Source organism: Sinorhizobium medicae (genome assembly GCF_007827695.1).
GTDB lineage: Bacteria > Pseudomonadota > Alphaproteobacteria > Rhizobiales > Rhizobiaceae > Sinorhizobium > Sinorhizobium medicae.
Genome location: NZ_VITA01000014.1, coordinates 150,185 through 164,591, shown reverse-complemented (window position 1 = coordinate 164,591; position 14,407 = coordinate 150,185). Strand labels below are relative to the sequence as shown.

General features: G+C 58.7%; 10 protein-coding genes and 1 pseudogene. 4 read left to right on the top strand and 7 right to left on the bottom strand.

Translation table 11 applies throughout. The annotated features are described in order from the left end of the window. The first annotated feature begins 78 nt into the window (after window positions 1-78). Window positions 79-1,287, top strand: coding sequence for a YbfB/YjiJ family MFS transporter (locus tag FB009_RS22655; protein WP_011970397.1), 1,209 nt, complete (start codon window positions 79-81; stop codon window positions 1,285-1,287). Here the strand turns inward: FB009_RS22655 and FB009_RS22650 are convergent. Beyond that, window positions 1,284-1,964 (bottom strand): response regulator transcription factor, encoded by a 681-nt coding sequence (locus FB009_RS22650; RefSeq protein WP_011970398.1) that lies wholly within the window; start codon window positions 1,962-1,964, stop codon window positions 1,284-1,286. The genes FB009_RS22655 and FB009_RS22650 overlap by 4 nt on opposite strands. Window positions 1,965-2,286: 322 nt before the next feature. Between FB009_RS22650 and FB009_RS22640 the strand changes: the two genes are divergently transcribed. The 3 genes from FB009_RS22640 (at window position 2,287) to FB009_RS22630 (ending at window position 3,946) form a co-directional block, all read left to right on the top strand. Further along, a complete protein-coding gene (locus FB009_RS22640; protein ID WP_011970400.1) occupies window positions 2,287-2,961 on the top strand; it encodes a type 1 glutamine amidotransferase domain-containing protein in 675 nt (224 codons plus the stop codon). Window positions 2,962-2,976: 15 nt separating this feature from the next. After that, window positions 2,977-3,438: a YybH family protein gene (locus FB009_RS22635; RefSeq protein ID WP_102045402.1), complete on the top strand. Its 462-nt coding sequence runs from the start codon at window positions 2,977-2,979 to the stop codon at window positions 3,436-3,438. Between the two features lie 142 nt (window positions 3,439-3,580). After that, window positions 3,581-3,946 carry an EF-hand domain-containing protein gene (locus FB009_RS22630; protein WP_024324950.1) on the top strand — a complete coding sequence of 122 codons (366 nt, stop codon included), beginning with the start codon at window positions 3,581-3,583 and terminating at the stop codon, window positions 3,944-3,946. A 319-nt stretch (window positions 3,947-4,265) separates the two neighbouring features. On the opposite strand, the gene FB009_RS22625 is transcribed toward FB009_RS22630, so the two are convergent. From FB009_RS22625 to FB009_RS22595, 6 genes and pseudogenes are all read right to left on the bottom strand, one after another. Then, window positions 4,266-4,553 carry an aldehyde dehydrogenase family protein gene (locus tag FB009_RS22625; RefSeq protein WP_024324951.1) on the bottom strand — a complete coding sequence of 96 codons (288 nt, stop codon included), beginning with the start codon at window positions 4,551-4,553 and terminating at the stop codon, window positions 4,266-4,268. 85 nt (window positions 4,554-4,638) lie between these two features. After that, window positions 4,639-5,679 (bottom strand): alpha/beta fold hydrolase, encoded by a 1,041-nt coding sequence (locus FB009_RS22620; RefSeq protein WP_011970403.1) that lies wholly within the window; start codon window positions 5,677-5,679, stop codon window positions 4,639-4,641. Between the two features lie 702 nt (window positions 5,680-6,381). Further along, window positions 6,382-7,905, bottom strand: coding sequence for an aldehyde dehydrogenase (NADP(+)) (locus FB009_RS22615; RefSeq protein ID WP_011970404.1), 1,524 nt, complete (start codon window positions 7,903-7,905; stop codon window positions 6,382-6,384). 56 nt (window positions 7,906-7,961) lie between these two features. Beyond that, window positions 7,962-10,086 (bottom strand): annotated as a pseudogene (locus FB009_RS33970) (FdhF/YdeP family oxidoreductase); the annotation flags it as partial. A gap of 365 nt (window positions 10,087-10,451) precedes the next feature. Next, window positions 10,452-12,857, bottom strand: a complete 2,406-nt coding sequence (locus tag FB009_RS22600; RefSeq protein WP_234888288.1) for a PAS domain-containing sensor histidine kinase — start codon at window positions 12,855-12,857, stop codon at window positions 10,452-10,454. Window positions 12,858-12,862: 5 nt separating this feature from the next. Continuing rightward, on the bottom strand, window positions 12,863-14,089 hold the full coding sequence (locus FB009_RS22595; protein WP_162304051.1) for an MFS transporter: 1,227 nt from the start codon (window positions 14,087-14,089) through the stop codon (window positions 12,863-12,865). Window positions 14,090-14,407 lie beyond the last annotated feature (318 nt).

Genomic DNA, 14,407 nt, shown 5'->3' with positions numbered 1-14,407 from the left:
CTGCGGAGCTTTTCAAGGAGCTCCCGAACAAGTCACATCAATTTAACAATCAGACCGTCTAACGCCGGAGGAATCCGCATGTCGCGACGAGTGGCCGATCAACTCACAATCGTTCTCGCAGGATCCGCTTCTCTTGCTATCGCAATGGGTGTTGGTCGTTTTGCGTTCACCCCAATCTTGCCGATGATGCTGCACGACGGAACGGTCGATCTCACTGTTGCCGGAAGGCTCGCAACCGCAAACTACGTCGGGTACCTCGTGGGAGCGTTGGCGGCGATGCTAATACCGAAGGAGTGGCCGCAGACGACGATTATCAAATCGGCTCTTCTCCTGACCGTCGTGCTGACTGCCTTGATGGCGCTTCCGTTCCCAACGACATGGACAGGACTACGATTTCTCGCAGGCGTAGCATCGGCAATCGGCTTTGTATTCACGTCAGGTTGGTGCCTGGCGGAGCTTACCGGTTCAACCGCCTCGATCGGCAGTGCGATCTTTACCGGGCCCGGAGCGGGGATCGCCGTTTCTGGTCTAGCAGCCAGCGTGATGACAGCATTGAGCTTCACTGGGCAGGGGGCCTGGACGACATTTGCCGTGATGTCGGCGGCGATCAGCGCACTTATCTGGCGTGTCTTTCGAAAGCCCGGCAGAGACGTGGAGCCATTTTATGTTGGTAAAGCGAGGACGTCGGGTCGGGTCCCGCGAACCGAAATGCCCATGTTCGCCGTTGCGTACGGGCTCGCTGGCTTCGGTTACATCGTGACTGCTACATACCTGCCTGTGATCGCGAAGAACGCAATACCGGATTCCCCTTTGCTGACCGTCTTCTGGCCGCTGTTTGGCATTTCAGCCGTAGTGGGTTCACTTCTGGCATCGCGTGTGCGGAAGAGCGCCGACGCTCGCCTATACCTCATTGGTTCGTATCTCGTGCAAGCGGCAGGCGTAGCAATGTCTGTCGTGTGGGAGGACGCAGTCGGTCTTGCCTTAAGCAGCATTCTAGTCGGTGTCCCGTTCACCGCGATCAGCTATTTTGCCATGAATGAGGTCCGACGGATCCGATCAAGTCATCACGCCCGCTACATGGGGCTGCTGACGGCGGTGTTCGCCGTCGGCCAGATCATGGGGCCGCCGGTCGTAGGCGCAATATTCGCCCGCCAGGTGAACTCCGACAGTGCGTTTGCTCTCGCCCTGGGCATTGCAAGCATAACGTTGGTCGTAGGGGCGGTGATCCTGGTGGCGATGATCGTGATGTTCCCGGCCAGGGTTCATCACAGGCCTCAGGAGCGCTAGTGGATCTCTCGACCGTCGTCGATCCTGAGCTTTGCCGCCATATTCACGAGATCCGGTAGGGACCGGGCACTCATTTTTCGCATAACCTGGCCGCGGTGCGCCTTGACTGTGATCTCGCTGATATCGAGCTCGAACGCGACCTGCTTGTTCAATAGACCCTTCACCACCCCCGACATGACCTCGCGTTCCCGCGGGGTCAGGGCATCGTAGCACACTTGAAGGCGCATCAGCTCTTCCTCATCGCGAATGAGTGCCTCGCTCTGTGAAAGAGCTGACTGTATAGCGGCAAGGAGTGCCTCCGCGTCGATCGGTTTCGTCAGGAAATCGAGAGCGCCACCCTTCAGAGCCTTTACGGTCATGGGGACATCGCCGAAGCCCGACACAAATATAATCGGGGTTCGATTGCCGCTCTTCGTGATCAAGGACTGGAGATCCAGGCCATTGAGCCCGGGCATGTTCACATCCAAAACGAGGCAGCTCGGTCCTGCATTTGGTGTGGCGCTCAGAAATGCCTGAGCAGAGTCAAAAAGAATTGGCCGCCACCCTGCCGACCCGATCAAGAGTTCCAGAGATTCCCGCACAGAAATGTCGTCGTCAACCACGAACACCGTCGGTCCACTCAGAGTGTTCAGAGGCGCGGTAGTCGCATGATTCATCGCCGAGGTCATCCGGTACATGTGCTGCCTCCTTAAGAGGGCGCAAGCTCATCGAGTGCAAACACTATATCATGTGTGGGCGCGGGCACTATTGCCCTGATGATCGATATCCCGCTGCCCCTCGACGCAGAGCATGCGAGTTTCCTGGCGAAAATCCATTGTACGATGGTATCGGCATCCGTTTCGACCTGTTTCCACGACACCATCGTACAATGGCATACGCCCCGTCACCTGAGCATGCTCATGAGGTCGATCGAGCGCGGCAGCTCAGTTCAGCGAGCTGGCCTCTGTTCGCCAGACCGGACAAGACGCCGAACGTCTTAACTTTTTCAAGGAGATAACGATGAGCAACATCCTGATGGTTCTCACTTCGCATGATCGGCTTGGCAATACGGGCCGGAAGACCGGGTTCTGGTTGGAGGAATTTACGGCTCCCTACTATGTCTTCAAGGATGCAGGCGCCAGCATTACCGTCGCCTCTCCGCGGGGCGGGCAACCGCCGATCGATCCCAAGAGCGACGAGCCCGGCAATCAGACAGCTTCCATGACCCGGTTCAAGGGCGACAAGGATGCTCAGTCCGTCCTTGCAAACACGGTGCGCCTCGCGACCGTAGATGCCAAGGATTTCGACACGATCTTCTATTCGGGCGGGCACGGGCCGATGTGGGATCTCGTCGAGGACCGGAAGTCGATCTCCCTGATCGAGGAATTCTATGGCTCCGGAAAACCCGTTGCAGCGGTTTGCCACGCGCCTGCCGTCTTCCACCACGTGACGTTCCAGGGCAACCCGCTGGTGAAGGGCAAGCGGGTGACCGGATTCACGAACTCTGAGGAAGAGGCGGTACAGCTGACCAAGGTCGTCCCGTTCCTGGTCGAAGATGATCTCAAGTCGCTGGGGGCGCATTATGAGAAGGCGGGCGACTGGGAAAGCTTCGCGATCGTGGATGGCCACCTGGTCACGGGCCAGAACCCCGCCTCGTCGACTGCAGCGGCGAGATCGCTGCTCGGCCTTCTCTGATCGGCGAGGACTGTCATGAAGACCCAACTTTCGGAGATTGAAGGCGTCGAGCTCAAATCCGGAGACGGCGGCCCCCTCGATGTCCTGATCGATTTCTACCGGGCCTTCAACGCCGGCGATCTTCGGGGCTTGGAATCCGTGTGGCTTGCAGGCGAGGCCCCGAGCATGGACAACCCGATCGGCGGCATCCGTCGGGGCTGGATTGCGATCGAGGAGGGCTATTCCAAGCTCTTCAGCGGACCTGCAAAGGTCCACGTCACCTTTCATGACTTTACGAGTCAGGGAGGACCCGATTGGCATCTCTTTGTCGGAAGAGAGCGTGGCAAGTGCGTTACCGCGTACAAAGAGCTGGAGATCGCATTTCGAACGACGCGTTGGCTCGTCAGACTTGATGGTTCCTGGCGGCAGCTCCATCACCATGGCTCGGTTGAGGACGCGGATATGCTTCGCGATTACCAGCGTCTGATTTTTGGCTGATAGGCAGAGCGAGCGGCGGTGCAGATCGCCCCGCTCCTTGCGCCGCGTGCGGTCAGGCCCGCTCAAGATAAACGGACAAATATTTTCGCCACGGTGAATCCTGCCGAATTTTATTGATTCTCGTTGCTCACAGGAGATTTTGATGACCGTCGTTGCCGACGCCTCGCCGCTTTCCCAGATGCTGAACAAGGCTTTCGCCAAATTCGACAGGGACGGGAACAACAAGCTGACGGGGGACGAACTCAATAACTTTGATCAGATTCTCAGACCGGGTGTAGCACTCGATGATAACGGCCGCCCCACGGTCGATATGAAGCAGAAGCTCGACCACAACGGAGACGGCGCTGTTGACCTGGACGAAATGAATTCGACCGGAATTCTTATGCCCGCAAATATGTGCGACACGGACTTTTCCTCTCTCCTCGGATATCTGCGCGCGAAGGCAGACGATCCGGCGGCGCTGCAAGCCGCGGCCATTCTGGGAATGAACGACAACAAGGAGGCGTAGGCGCTATCTGCCGCGATCTCGCTGATTTTCAAGGCTGCCCCTAGGATGGGAATAGGACAGCCTTGGTCTCAAGAAATGCGGCGAGCCCCTCGGGCTCCACCCTCGCGGCCAATCCCTGAAGGCTTGATAACGCACGTTCATCCGGCGGCAAGGGCAGCGCTCAGCTTGGTCATCAGGATCGGAAAGGCCGCGTTACAAGGGATTATGATCGCTGCCGGACCAACTGGCTCGGAAGGATCCGCGCAGAGCCAAGCGTCGCGTTACGCCCCTTTTCGAACTCCGTAGGTGAGGGCGAGGCCTGCGACGTACCGCAACCGAGCTACAGCGAGCGGTGCCAGCCGACTTGCCAGAGCGACGGGGGCGCCGACCTGTGCGGCCCAAAGCCTCGGAAAAGGGGCATGCGTCGTTCGAGCGCTTCGGCGAACGTGGTCATCAGTGCTGCGCGCTCGCTCGGGTGGGTCCTGGGCCATGGCCCATGCTCGAAGGCGTTTGCCGCGGACGCGATTGCCAGATCGATTTCGTCTGCCGTTGCTATCGGCACGTCGGCAAGCGTTTTGCCATCAGCGGGACTGACAAGCTCCTTCGATTTCGATCCAGTAGCTCTCACCCAGTGGCCCCCGACAAAAAGCTGTCGAGGATGCGTTTTGGGTGTTCGTGGGCCAGATCTATCATTGTGGTGTCCACTTCTTCAGCTAGGACCACGCATCCACGTCGATGACCGCTTGGGCAAAGGCAGCAGGTGCCTCCTGGGGAAGATTGTGACCGATGCCGCCCGAGATCAGGCGGTGCTCATATTTTCCGATGAACTTGCCTGCATAGGCCTTCGGATCGGGATGCGGCGCGCCGTTGGCATCGCCTTCCATAGTGATCGTGGGGACGGACAGTTCCGGTCCCGTCGCGAGCTTTGCCTCGTATTCGTCGAACCGCTTTTCTCCCGAAGTCAGCCCGAGGCGCCATCGATAGTTATGGGCGACGATTTCGACATGGTCTGGGTTTGTGAACGCGGTCGCCGTCTGGTCGAAAGTGGCGTCGTCGAATTGCCATTGAGGGGAGGCGAGCTTCCAGATCAGCTTGGCGAAATCGTTCGTGTACTTCGCGTAACCCTCGCGCCCACGTTCAGTTGCGAAATAGTACTGATACCACCACTGGAGCTCGGCGGACGGGGGTAGGGGAACTTTTCCGGCAGCCTGGCTGCCGATGAGATAGCCGCTGACCGAGACCAGTGCCTTGCAGCGCTCGGGCCACAGCGCGGCCACAATATCGGCGGTGCGAGCGCCCCAGTCGAACCCGGCGATGGTGGCGCGATCGATCTTGAGGGCATCCATCAATTTGATGGCGTCAACGGCGAGCGCCGACTGCTGTCCGTTTCGTTTCGTCTCCTTAGAAAGAAACGTGGTGCCGCCATAACCGCGCAGGAACGGGACAATCACCCTGTGGCCCCGTGCAGCTAGGATCGGAGCAACTTCTGCGAAACTGTTGATGTCATACGGCCACCCATGAAGCAGAATCACGGGTGATCCATCCTGCGGGCCGACCGCTGAGTATGCTACCTTGAGGTCGCCAGCATCGACTGTTTCGCTGGCGGCGAGAGGAAGTGCCGTCGGTTTCGGGCTGCTGGTCTGATCCGCGCGTGCAGTACCCACGATGGCGCCGAGGATTCCCGTGGCAGTCAAGCCAAGAGCAGCCCCACTGAATGAACGACGGGTCAGGATGGCAGGCTCGGTGGTGCTCATGATTGTCTCCTCGATATGGCGTAGGACCCATCCGCTATCGGGGGGTGTCCAAGAACGAAGTCGATAGGACTTTGGAGAGATGAATCGCTTGCCGCTACTAAACGAAGGTGTTGGTCATACCAAGGTCTCGGCGATACCTATGTTCAATCCCGCCCAAGACGGCATTCGACATACTCGTTCTCCATGACGGCGTGCAAACGACCGAAAGGGAGAAGATTATGTCGCAAGACTACCGCCCCCCGGGGTCCGGCTTTCCGGGCTTCGTTATCCTGGTGGCCATCGCCGCCTTGATTGTCGCGTTGGTGTCCGTGAGGCAACCGACGCAGGCCGCACGGGTTTGGGTTCCTGCCTCGACAGGCGCCAGCAACTCGATCCGGAATGTCGGCGCGACCTGTGCACCACAGTGCAGATCGATCGACCCGGCGTAAGAGCGGTCAGGGGCGCGGATGCACGAAAGCTTTTCGATAGGTGGGCGGCCGCTTGGCGCCGAAGAAATCGCGATGATGCGCAGTCTGGTGAGGGAATACTGCTCTCAGCGGCGATGCGACAGACAAGGAGACGTTGCCGAGGAGGCCGCCAGGTACTTGGTCACCCTATATCAGAACGGCCTGAGCACCGAGGAGGAGCTCAGGAGGCGACTTTATGAAAAGCGGAATTGGGGTGGCCAATTGATTTTGGTCAGGCCACCCACGGGATAGCGTCTTACCGCAGGGCTTGGGGAAGCAGTATAACAGGGAAGTCCTGATACGAGACTGGTCTCAGAAACCTGTAGATCGCGAGCGTGCCTACGGAGGTCGATCTTCCGTCGGAAGTCGCCGGGTAGGGACCGCCGTGGACCATCGCAGGGGAGACTTCCACCCCCGTGCCGAACCCGTTCACGAGCAGTCGTCCAGCAAGCAATTCAAGCTTTGGAATGAGGGAAGTCACTGCCTCCTGATCGCCGTCATCGATGTGAAGCGCGACAGTGAGCTGTCCTTCCAGCGCATCCACGACTTCATCCAGCTGAGCCAAATTCCTGCAGCGCACGATCAGGCCAGCGGCGCCGAACACTTCGTCTTGCAGTTCGTGGTGGGCAAGGAAGGCTTCGGCCGAGGTTTCGAAGAGTGCGGCCGCACCTTCGTACGCCGATCCGGTTTTCCCCGACGCGATGGATCGCACTTCCGGGTGCCGCTCGAGCTTTGCCACTCCATCACTATAGGCCTTCGCAATCGAGGGTGTCAGCATCGGCTGCGCGCTGATCTCGGCAAGCAGCTCCGCAGCCGTTTGGGTGAATGTATCGAGGTCTGCTCCATCGAGAGCCAGAAGCAAGCCTGGGTTCGTGCAGAACTGCCCAGCTCCAAGGACAAGAGAAGCAACGAACGCCGAGGCGATTTCACGCGCGCGGTTTTTCAAGGCATCTGGAAAGAGGATGACTGGATTGATGCTGCTCATCTCGGCGTAGACCGGGATCGGCTGTTTCCGACGCGAGGCTATCTCCATCAGAGCAGTTCCGCCTCGGCGGGATCCGGTGAAGCCGACTGCGCGAATTCGCGGATCTGCGACCAACTTCTGCCCAGCCTCGAATCCGGTATCGAAAATCAGAGAGAATGTGCCGGGATGCAGGTTCGCTCGCGCCACGGCGCGTTGCACCGCCCGGCCAACGAGTTCGGAAGTTCCCGGATGCGCCGAGTGAGCCTTCACGATAACTGGGCAACCAGCGGCGAGAGCCGAGGCCGTGTCGCCGCCGGCGACGGAGAAGGCGAGGGGAAAGTTGGAGGCACCGAATACCGCCACCGGGCCAAGTGGGACGTTTCGCAACCGAAGATCTGGTTTCGGCGCTGGTTTGCGAGACGGATCGGCACCATCGAAACGCAGCTCCTGGAAGCGCCCATCGCGAACCTCCTTGGCGAACAGTCGAAGCTGGCCGAGAGTGCGCGCACGCTCACCTTCAAGCCTTCCACGCGGCAGACCAGTCTCTGCCATCGCTCTGACGATCAGACTGTCGCCAATGCTCTCGACCTCTTCCGCAATTGTCTCGAGGAAAGCTGCCCGAGACTCGAGATCGGTCTCCCGATAGAGCTGGAAAGCCGCCCAGGCTTTGCTTGCAGCACGTTCGACATCCTCGGGCGTTGCTCCGCCGAAGGACACCGGAAGCGGGTTGCCAGTGGCTGACTCGATTCCGTGGAACTCGCCGTTGGTGCCGCGTTTTTCCGATCCCGCGATAAGCAGGTTTCCAATGATCGTCATGCTCGAATTTCCTTATTGAACTACCGAGCTTGATATAGGAGTTCCGGCGGCTCGTGTCACCGTAACGGATACCCCATATATGAGGGTGTGTCCGATTGCGGAACGAAACGAGATAGCGACATCACCGGGTTCATTTCCGGATGATAGCCTGCGACGGAGCCACGTGGGATGTCATACGCCACGGCAGTAAGGCTGCCTATCGAGTGCGATTCTTCATCGCCCAAAAGCCCGCAGATTTCGATTTGACCTCCGTCGGCGAGCCCACGATTGGCCAAGTCCTCCTGGCTCATGAAGACAATGTCGCGTCGGCCAAAAACGCCTTGGCAGCGATCATCAAGGCCATAGACGGTGGTATCGTACTGATCGTGGCTGCGGATCGTCGTCAGGAAGAGCGCTTCTTTCGCTGCGAGTGCCGATCCTTGCGGATTCCGGGCGCGATCAGGAAGGTAGCTTTGCCGCTGACGGTATTCCAGCGACGGAAGTAGGCCGCAACGTCCAATCGGAAACCACCCGGATTGCAAACCCGGGCATTGAAGTCGAAGAAATCGGTGAAGACCGCCTCGATCTTGTCGCGGATGCGATCGTAGTCTCCAACAAGGCCGTCCGAGTCGATGCCGTGACGATCACCAAACCTAGCCTTCGCTATTCCAGCTATAACGCAGTTTCGGATCTGACCATGTCGCCAGCGGCTTCAGGAACCCTCGTGATGCGTGCACCATCGACGTCGAACCCTCGACAGTGACCGCTTGGGGGCCTGACTCTTGAGTATCGAGATCCGTTCGACCAAGGCAGGGCAGGATAAAGGGATGTCCTCGCGACGAGGAGGTGGGAGCGATTCAGCTTCGTTGCGATGTGGAAAGCAAGATCGAGCCTTCGCATTCCCGCAAAGGTAAGTGATCCGACATCGCGACCGGAAGATTTCCGACGAGGCAGATCAATGCCTTTGACTCGCCCGCGATGATAGCCTCCATGGCCTCTACCGCGTTGTGTCCCTTGTCCGCGTGGGGCTGGAAACCGAAAGCCCGTTCCATGCCTTTGAGGAGTGACTTGCCTGGGATCTCGGTGATGCCGACTGTCCGGTCGCCCTGGACGGTGGAATGACCGCGAATCGGAGTAACTCCGGCGTCTTGGCGGCCGATGTTTCTCGCAGCATGAGCAAATTGGTGATCTGCTGAGCATTCGACATACCTAGAGCGTGCTGGGTGACGCCCATCCCATAGCAAACGATTACGTTCTTCGCATGGGCGTAAACCTCAGCGGCGCACTCGATCGCCGCTTGTGACAAACCGCTTGCCGACACTATTTCATCCCAGGTGGTCGCTTCGATATCAGCCTTGAGGCGTCAATGCCCGTCGTGTGCTCAGATATGAAGGCGCGGTCCAACACGCCCGGCTCTTCACCAGTCAGACTTTCAGCATCAAGCGTGAACACGGCCTTCATGATGCCTTTGAGTGCCGCGAGATCGCCGCCCACCCGCACTTGATGATACGCGGACGCGATGCGGGTGGAGGAAAGCGTCACCATCTCAATCGGGTCTTGCGGCGCGGCAAAGCGTTCGAGTGCGCGCTCCTTCAGAGGATTGAACACGATGATTGGAACGCCGCGGCGTTCCGCGTCGTGAAGGGTGGACATCATGCGCGGGTGTTTGGTGCCGGGGTTGTGTCCGAAGCTGACGATCGCGTCGACGTGGCCGAAATCTTTGAGAGTTACGGTGCCTTTTCCCACTCCAAAGCGGACGCTGGTGGCCTCGTGGCACATATTCGAGCAGTCCGGGAGGTTGTTGGTCCCGTAGGCCCGACCGAAAAGCTGAGATAGAAACGCCGCCTCGTTGAGGCTCGTCCCGACGTGTAGAATTCCGCTCTGTCGGGATCGTCGAGCGCGTTGAGTCCAGCGGCAGTCAGCGCAAACGCATCCTCCCATGCGATCGGCTCATAGTGATCAGTCTCGGAATTGTAACGCAGTGGCAGTGACAGTTGGCCAGCGTCTTCGAGTTGATGATCGGACCACTCCCATAGCTCCGAGACTGTATGCTCGCTGAAGAAAATCGGCATCCGTCCGCTTGGCGGTGGATTCCCAACTGATGGCTTCGGCGCCGTTCTCGCAGAATTCGAAGGACGAGTTATGTTTCGGATCCGGCCAAGCGCAGCCTGGGCAGTCGAATCCCTCGGGCTGGTTTGCCTTCGGCGGATTGTTGAATGTCGCCCGTACCAAGCCAGGAGCGGGAAAGTTCGATTTGCTTGCTGATATGGATTACCTCTCGTCGCTGCTAGGCAACCACCTAGCCGCGCCTAAGGCTTGAATCCTACTGCACAATGGTATCGCCCGCTGTCACGGGTAACGTGAGCCCGAACGAAGGCCGCCTCCGGGCGGGTGGAGACGGCCTTCAGCGGACCGGGAGGATCCGCGCGCTCCGGCGGAGGGGAGGACACGGGAGCGCTGTTGCTGCATCAGCGTATCGCCATAGGAGGAGGAGGCGATGATCAGAGAATAGCCATCTTCGAGCCGTTGCAAAACCAGACTTAGGTATCGGCCATCTGGCGCGCGCTTCACGTTGCCGATCGGTCCGTCGGCTTGCCAAGGCTCGGAAGAGAGAAGGCAAAGGTTGCGCCTGGTCCGTCATTCGACATCGCCCACATTCGGCCGCCATGATTTTCAACTATCGAGCGGCTGATGGAGAGGCCTATGCCCATCCCGTCGCGCTTGGTCGTGAAGAACGGTTCGAACATCTTGTCCGCAGCGTCAGCAGCGATTCCGACGCCCGCATCCGAGATGGACAACGTGAGGATATCCTCGCTCACCAGTGCAGTGCGCACGAGCAGACGGCGAGGCCGCTCCTCGGTCTCCGCCATGGCTTCGATCCCGTTCAAGACCATATTGAGAATGACCTGCTGAAGCTGAATGCGATCGCCTGTGACAGGCGGCAACTCTGGCGCCAGCCTGGCCTCCAGGACGATAAATTTCTCACGCATGTCTCGCGCCGACAATGCAATGACCTCGCGAGCTATCTCATTGAGGTCGATCTTCTCCATGGGTGGAGACTGTCGACTGAACATAGCCCGAAGTCGCTTGATAACTTCGGTCGCACGCATCGTGTCTCGGATCGTCCGCCGGGCAGTGTCTGTTGCGGAGGCGATGTTCGGCGGATCGAGCGCCAAAAGACGGACACATGCATTGGCGTTCGCGAGAATGCCCGAAAGTGGTTGGCTCACCTCGTGCGCTATGGACGTCGTCAGAGCACTTATTGTCATCACGCGGGACACATACGCGAGTTCTTCTCGGGCTTTCGCAAGTGCTTCCTCGCCGCGTCGGAGAGCATCTTCCGCTCGTCTTGTCTCGGTGATGTCCTGTACCGTTCCCATGAACACTGGGTGATCGCCGATGTAATGTGTAACCCTCGCAAGTCCTCGAATGAACCTGAGGGTCCCGTCTGTCCTGATGATCCGGAAGACGAAATCGGCATCCTCGCCAGCAAACCCTCTCTTCATCTCGAAGTCAAAGAGATCCAGGTCTTCTGGATGAACCCGTTCCCTGACCGCATCGATGCTGGGCTCTAGCTTCGGGTCGAGGTCAAAAATTCGATAGAACTCTTCGGACCAGATGTTCTCATCCCGCTGGATATCAGATGTAAAGCTGCCTGTTGAACTAATCCGTTGAGCGGCGACGAGCTGCGCCTGGCTCTGTTCGACCTGCGTCTCTCGCCTGACTAGAGCTTCCTCGTGACGAGTCCTGTCTATCGAGATAGCTGCGATGTGCTTGGCTCGATCGACTATTTGCTGCTCGCGAGGTCCGAAGTCTGCTTGCTGATGTCTTAGGATTGCAAGTATCCCGGCCGTGTTCCCATACGGGGACAGAATGGGAATGGCCTTGCAGTAATTCAGACCGTTGGCCAACATGATCTCGCCCATCGAGGTCTCGCGCTGGTCGCTTTCGACCATATTCGCGATCTCGACAGTCCTTTTTGTCAGAGCGGCTGTGGAGCAGGGGTTCTTGTCCGAAATCACGCTCCTGCCGTCGAAGATCTCCCTGAACTCTCCTGCCAGCCCGGTAGCCGCGCCCATGCGGAAGAGCTTGCGGTCAAGCGAAAGCTCGAGGAACCCGCAAACGAGGTCCGGAACCAGATCCGCGACAACGTCGCAGAGCCGTTGAAGAACACTTGCCGACGGTGCGCCTCGCGCAACCATTTCGAGTATCTCCATTTCCTGCCCGAGCAGGTGGGAGGAATCCCGGCTGTCCTGAACGTCGGTCTGAAGGACGCAATAGCCCGCCAACTCTCCGTTCTGCATTCGAATTTGTACGACCTGTGCCTCCAGCCAGCGCAGCGTTCCGTCCGCAGAGAGCGCTTGATACGACACGACAGCTGAGTCATTTCGGCCCTGCCCGGCCTGCGAATGAAAAGCGATTTCTTTCAGTTTGCTAAGATTGGAGTGGACTGATCTGTCTTGCACCTGGGCGCCTGGTGACAAGCCGTACCACCGCAATGCTGCCTGATTTCCAAACTCAAGTTCCAGGGAAGGCGTTAGTAGAAGCGCCTGGAGTGACAGGGAATCTAGGAAACTCCGAAAGTCACGATCGGCGTTGCCAAACTGGTTGTCGATCCTCTCAAGACGCTCTGTCGCAAGCCAACAGACCTCCCCTCCGAACCCTTTCATTGGCGAAGCAGAAAGATTGAACCATTCGAATTGTCCGTCCCGTCGCCGCAAACGGGCAGCGAAGAGTTGAGCTCCACCCTTCTGCGCCGGAACGACGAGGAGATGATCGTCCGGATGGAGATAGCTTGCCCACTGCCGCGAACCACCCTGATCGATCATCAGTCCAGTGAACTCTGTGAAGCGCGAGTTCGCGTAGCACAGGGCGCCTGTTTCGTCCGTTGTCCAGACCAGGCCGGGAAGGCTGTTCAAGATTCCTTGGCCGTCGTTGGACCCATACGTGCTTGCGTCCTCGTCAAGTGACATTGACATCAACGGTCATTCCGTTCACTTCGTCGCCCCGCGGTCAGGGCAGGGGCCGTCGCTAGTTCGGCGCCGCCACTGAGGCGCGTCTCGGACAACCGCCGCCCAATGATGAAGTCCTTCGAGAGAATTGCGGCCAGCGCGCAAGCAAGCATCCATATCGAAGCGGTCAGGGCAAACGTGACAGAAGTCCAGCCGAGCGTCGCCGAGGCTAGGATAGTTCCCAATGAAGTCGAAATTTTCAGCACGGAGAAAACCTCAGCCCTCATTTCTGGCGTCACCAGTCTGTTGAGCTGCAATGAGTAGTGGATGCCGAGCGAGGGGGCGCATATCCCGACAAGCGCGCAGCCGAGTATCGATAACCCGAAGGAATTCTGAAGTATCAGCGCCATGCCGATAATGATCGAGAGGAACATCGCCGCGACATGCTGCTTCGAGTAGGCTTTGTTGAGCAGGCCGTTTCCCACGGATCCGACAAGCGACGCCGCACACAGGGTTCCAGTGAATATCGCGCCGTACCCTGCTTGCAGGTCGAACCCCATCGCAAGCGAGACCGCGCCAACTTCGATGCCGCTGATCGCGGCGGAACTGGCACAGGCGCATCCGAGCCAGAGAAGGACTTCAGGCGTCAGCGATCTTGTTCGGGTTTCCACCGCTTGCGGCTCCACATTGCCTCTTGCGGACGGCAAGATCATTGCAGGCACCGCGCCGAGTATCGCGATGACAGCTATCGAGAAGGATGCGGACACCGATCCAAGACTGGCTGCCAGAATCGGGGTGACGAGGAAGGTGAGGTCCGATGCAAAAGCTGCCAAGGCAAGGGCCCTTGTCATCTGTGACTGCACAACGAGATAGTTTGCGCTGTCACGCAGATAGCCGAAGGCCGCACCTTGCACGAGGCCAGCGGCCACTGCCGAAGCGATGAAAACCGCGTACGGCGCACCCACTCCACATGCAGTAGCGCAAGCGAACAGTGCTACCGTCCGAATAAGGATGAGAGCCTTGAAGAATGCGATTGAGTTCGCACCCCGCCCCAACCGGGCAATTGGCAAGGCTCCGACAAGTTGCGCGGCTGTCATGGCCGCGAGCGCCGTTGCCCCACTGGCGGGGTTGCCCGTGATCGAGAGTGCTGCCAAGGCGAAGGCTATCGACGCTCCTGAGCGGGGCGCGCCGAACAAGCCGTAGGCCACCGCCCAGCGGATAGTCTGATGACTTTGTAGACCGCCCCAGTTCATTTTTCCGTCAATTCTGGCCGTATCGTCCGCAGGTAAACCTTTCGAAGTATTTCCAGCACAGTTGGTGGGTGCGCCCCGCGTGCGGTGACTTGGAAACATGGGTGTGACCCGCCATCAGGAAGCTGAGTTTATCGCAAACTTGCACCAAGCACACTATACTAAGGTATTGGCTCTGATCTCTGTTGGCAGAACGTCGGACGAGTTACATCATGGTGCAAGGGACGGCGTCGAGGGCGACTGACAGCAGTCAGCTATCCCGAATGTACCCAAGAGATCTTGACGGATTATCCGATCGAAGCTTCCGATTTCCTCCTGCTG

Coding starts and splice junctions, on each gene's coding strand:
- FB009_RS22615 (WP_011970404.1), bottom strand. CDS start 7,905: ATGACGATCATTGGAAACCTGCTTATCGCGGGATCGGAAAAACGCGGC.
- FB009_RS22595 (WP_162304051.1), bottom strand. CDS start 14,089: ATGAACTGGGGCGGTCTACAAAGTCATCAGACTATCCGCTGGGCGGTG.
- FB009_RS22630 (WP_024324950.1), top strand. CDS start 3,581: ATGACCGTCGTTGCCGACGCCTCGCCGCTTTCCCAGATGCTGAACAAG.
- FB009_RS22640 (WP_011970400.1), top strand. CDS start 2,287: ATGAGCAACATCCTGATGGTTCTCACTTCGCATGATCGGCTTGGCAAT.
- FB009_RS22620 (WP_011970403.1), bottom strand. CDS start 5,679: ATGAGCACCACCGAGCCTGCCATCCTGACCCGTCGTTCATTCAGTGGG.
- FB009_RS22655 (WP_011970397.1), top strand. CDS start 79: ATGTCGCGACGAGTGGCCGATCAACTCACAATCGTTCTCGCAGGATCC.
- FB009_RS22600 (WP_234888288.1), bottom strand. CDS start 12,857: ATGTCACTTGACGAGGACGCAAGCACGTATGGGTCCAACGACGGCCAA.
- FB009_RS22635 (WP_102045402.1), top strand. CDS start 2,977: ATGAAGACCCAACTTTCGGAGATTGAAGGCGTCGAGCTCAAATCCGGA.
- FB009_RS22650 (WP_011970398.1), bottom strand. CDS start 1,964: ATGTACCGGATGACCTCGGCGATGAATCATGCGACTACCGCGCCTCTG.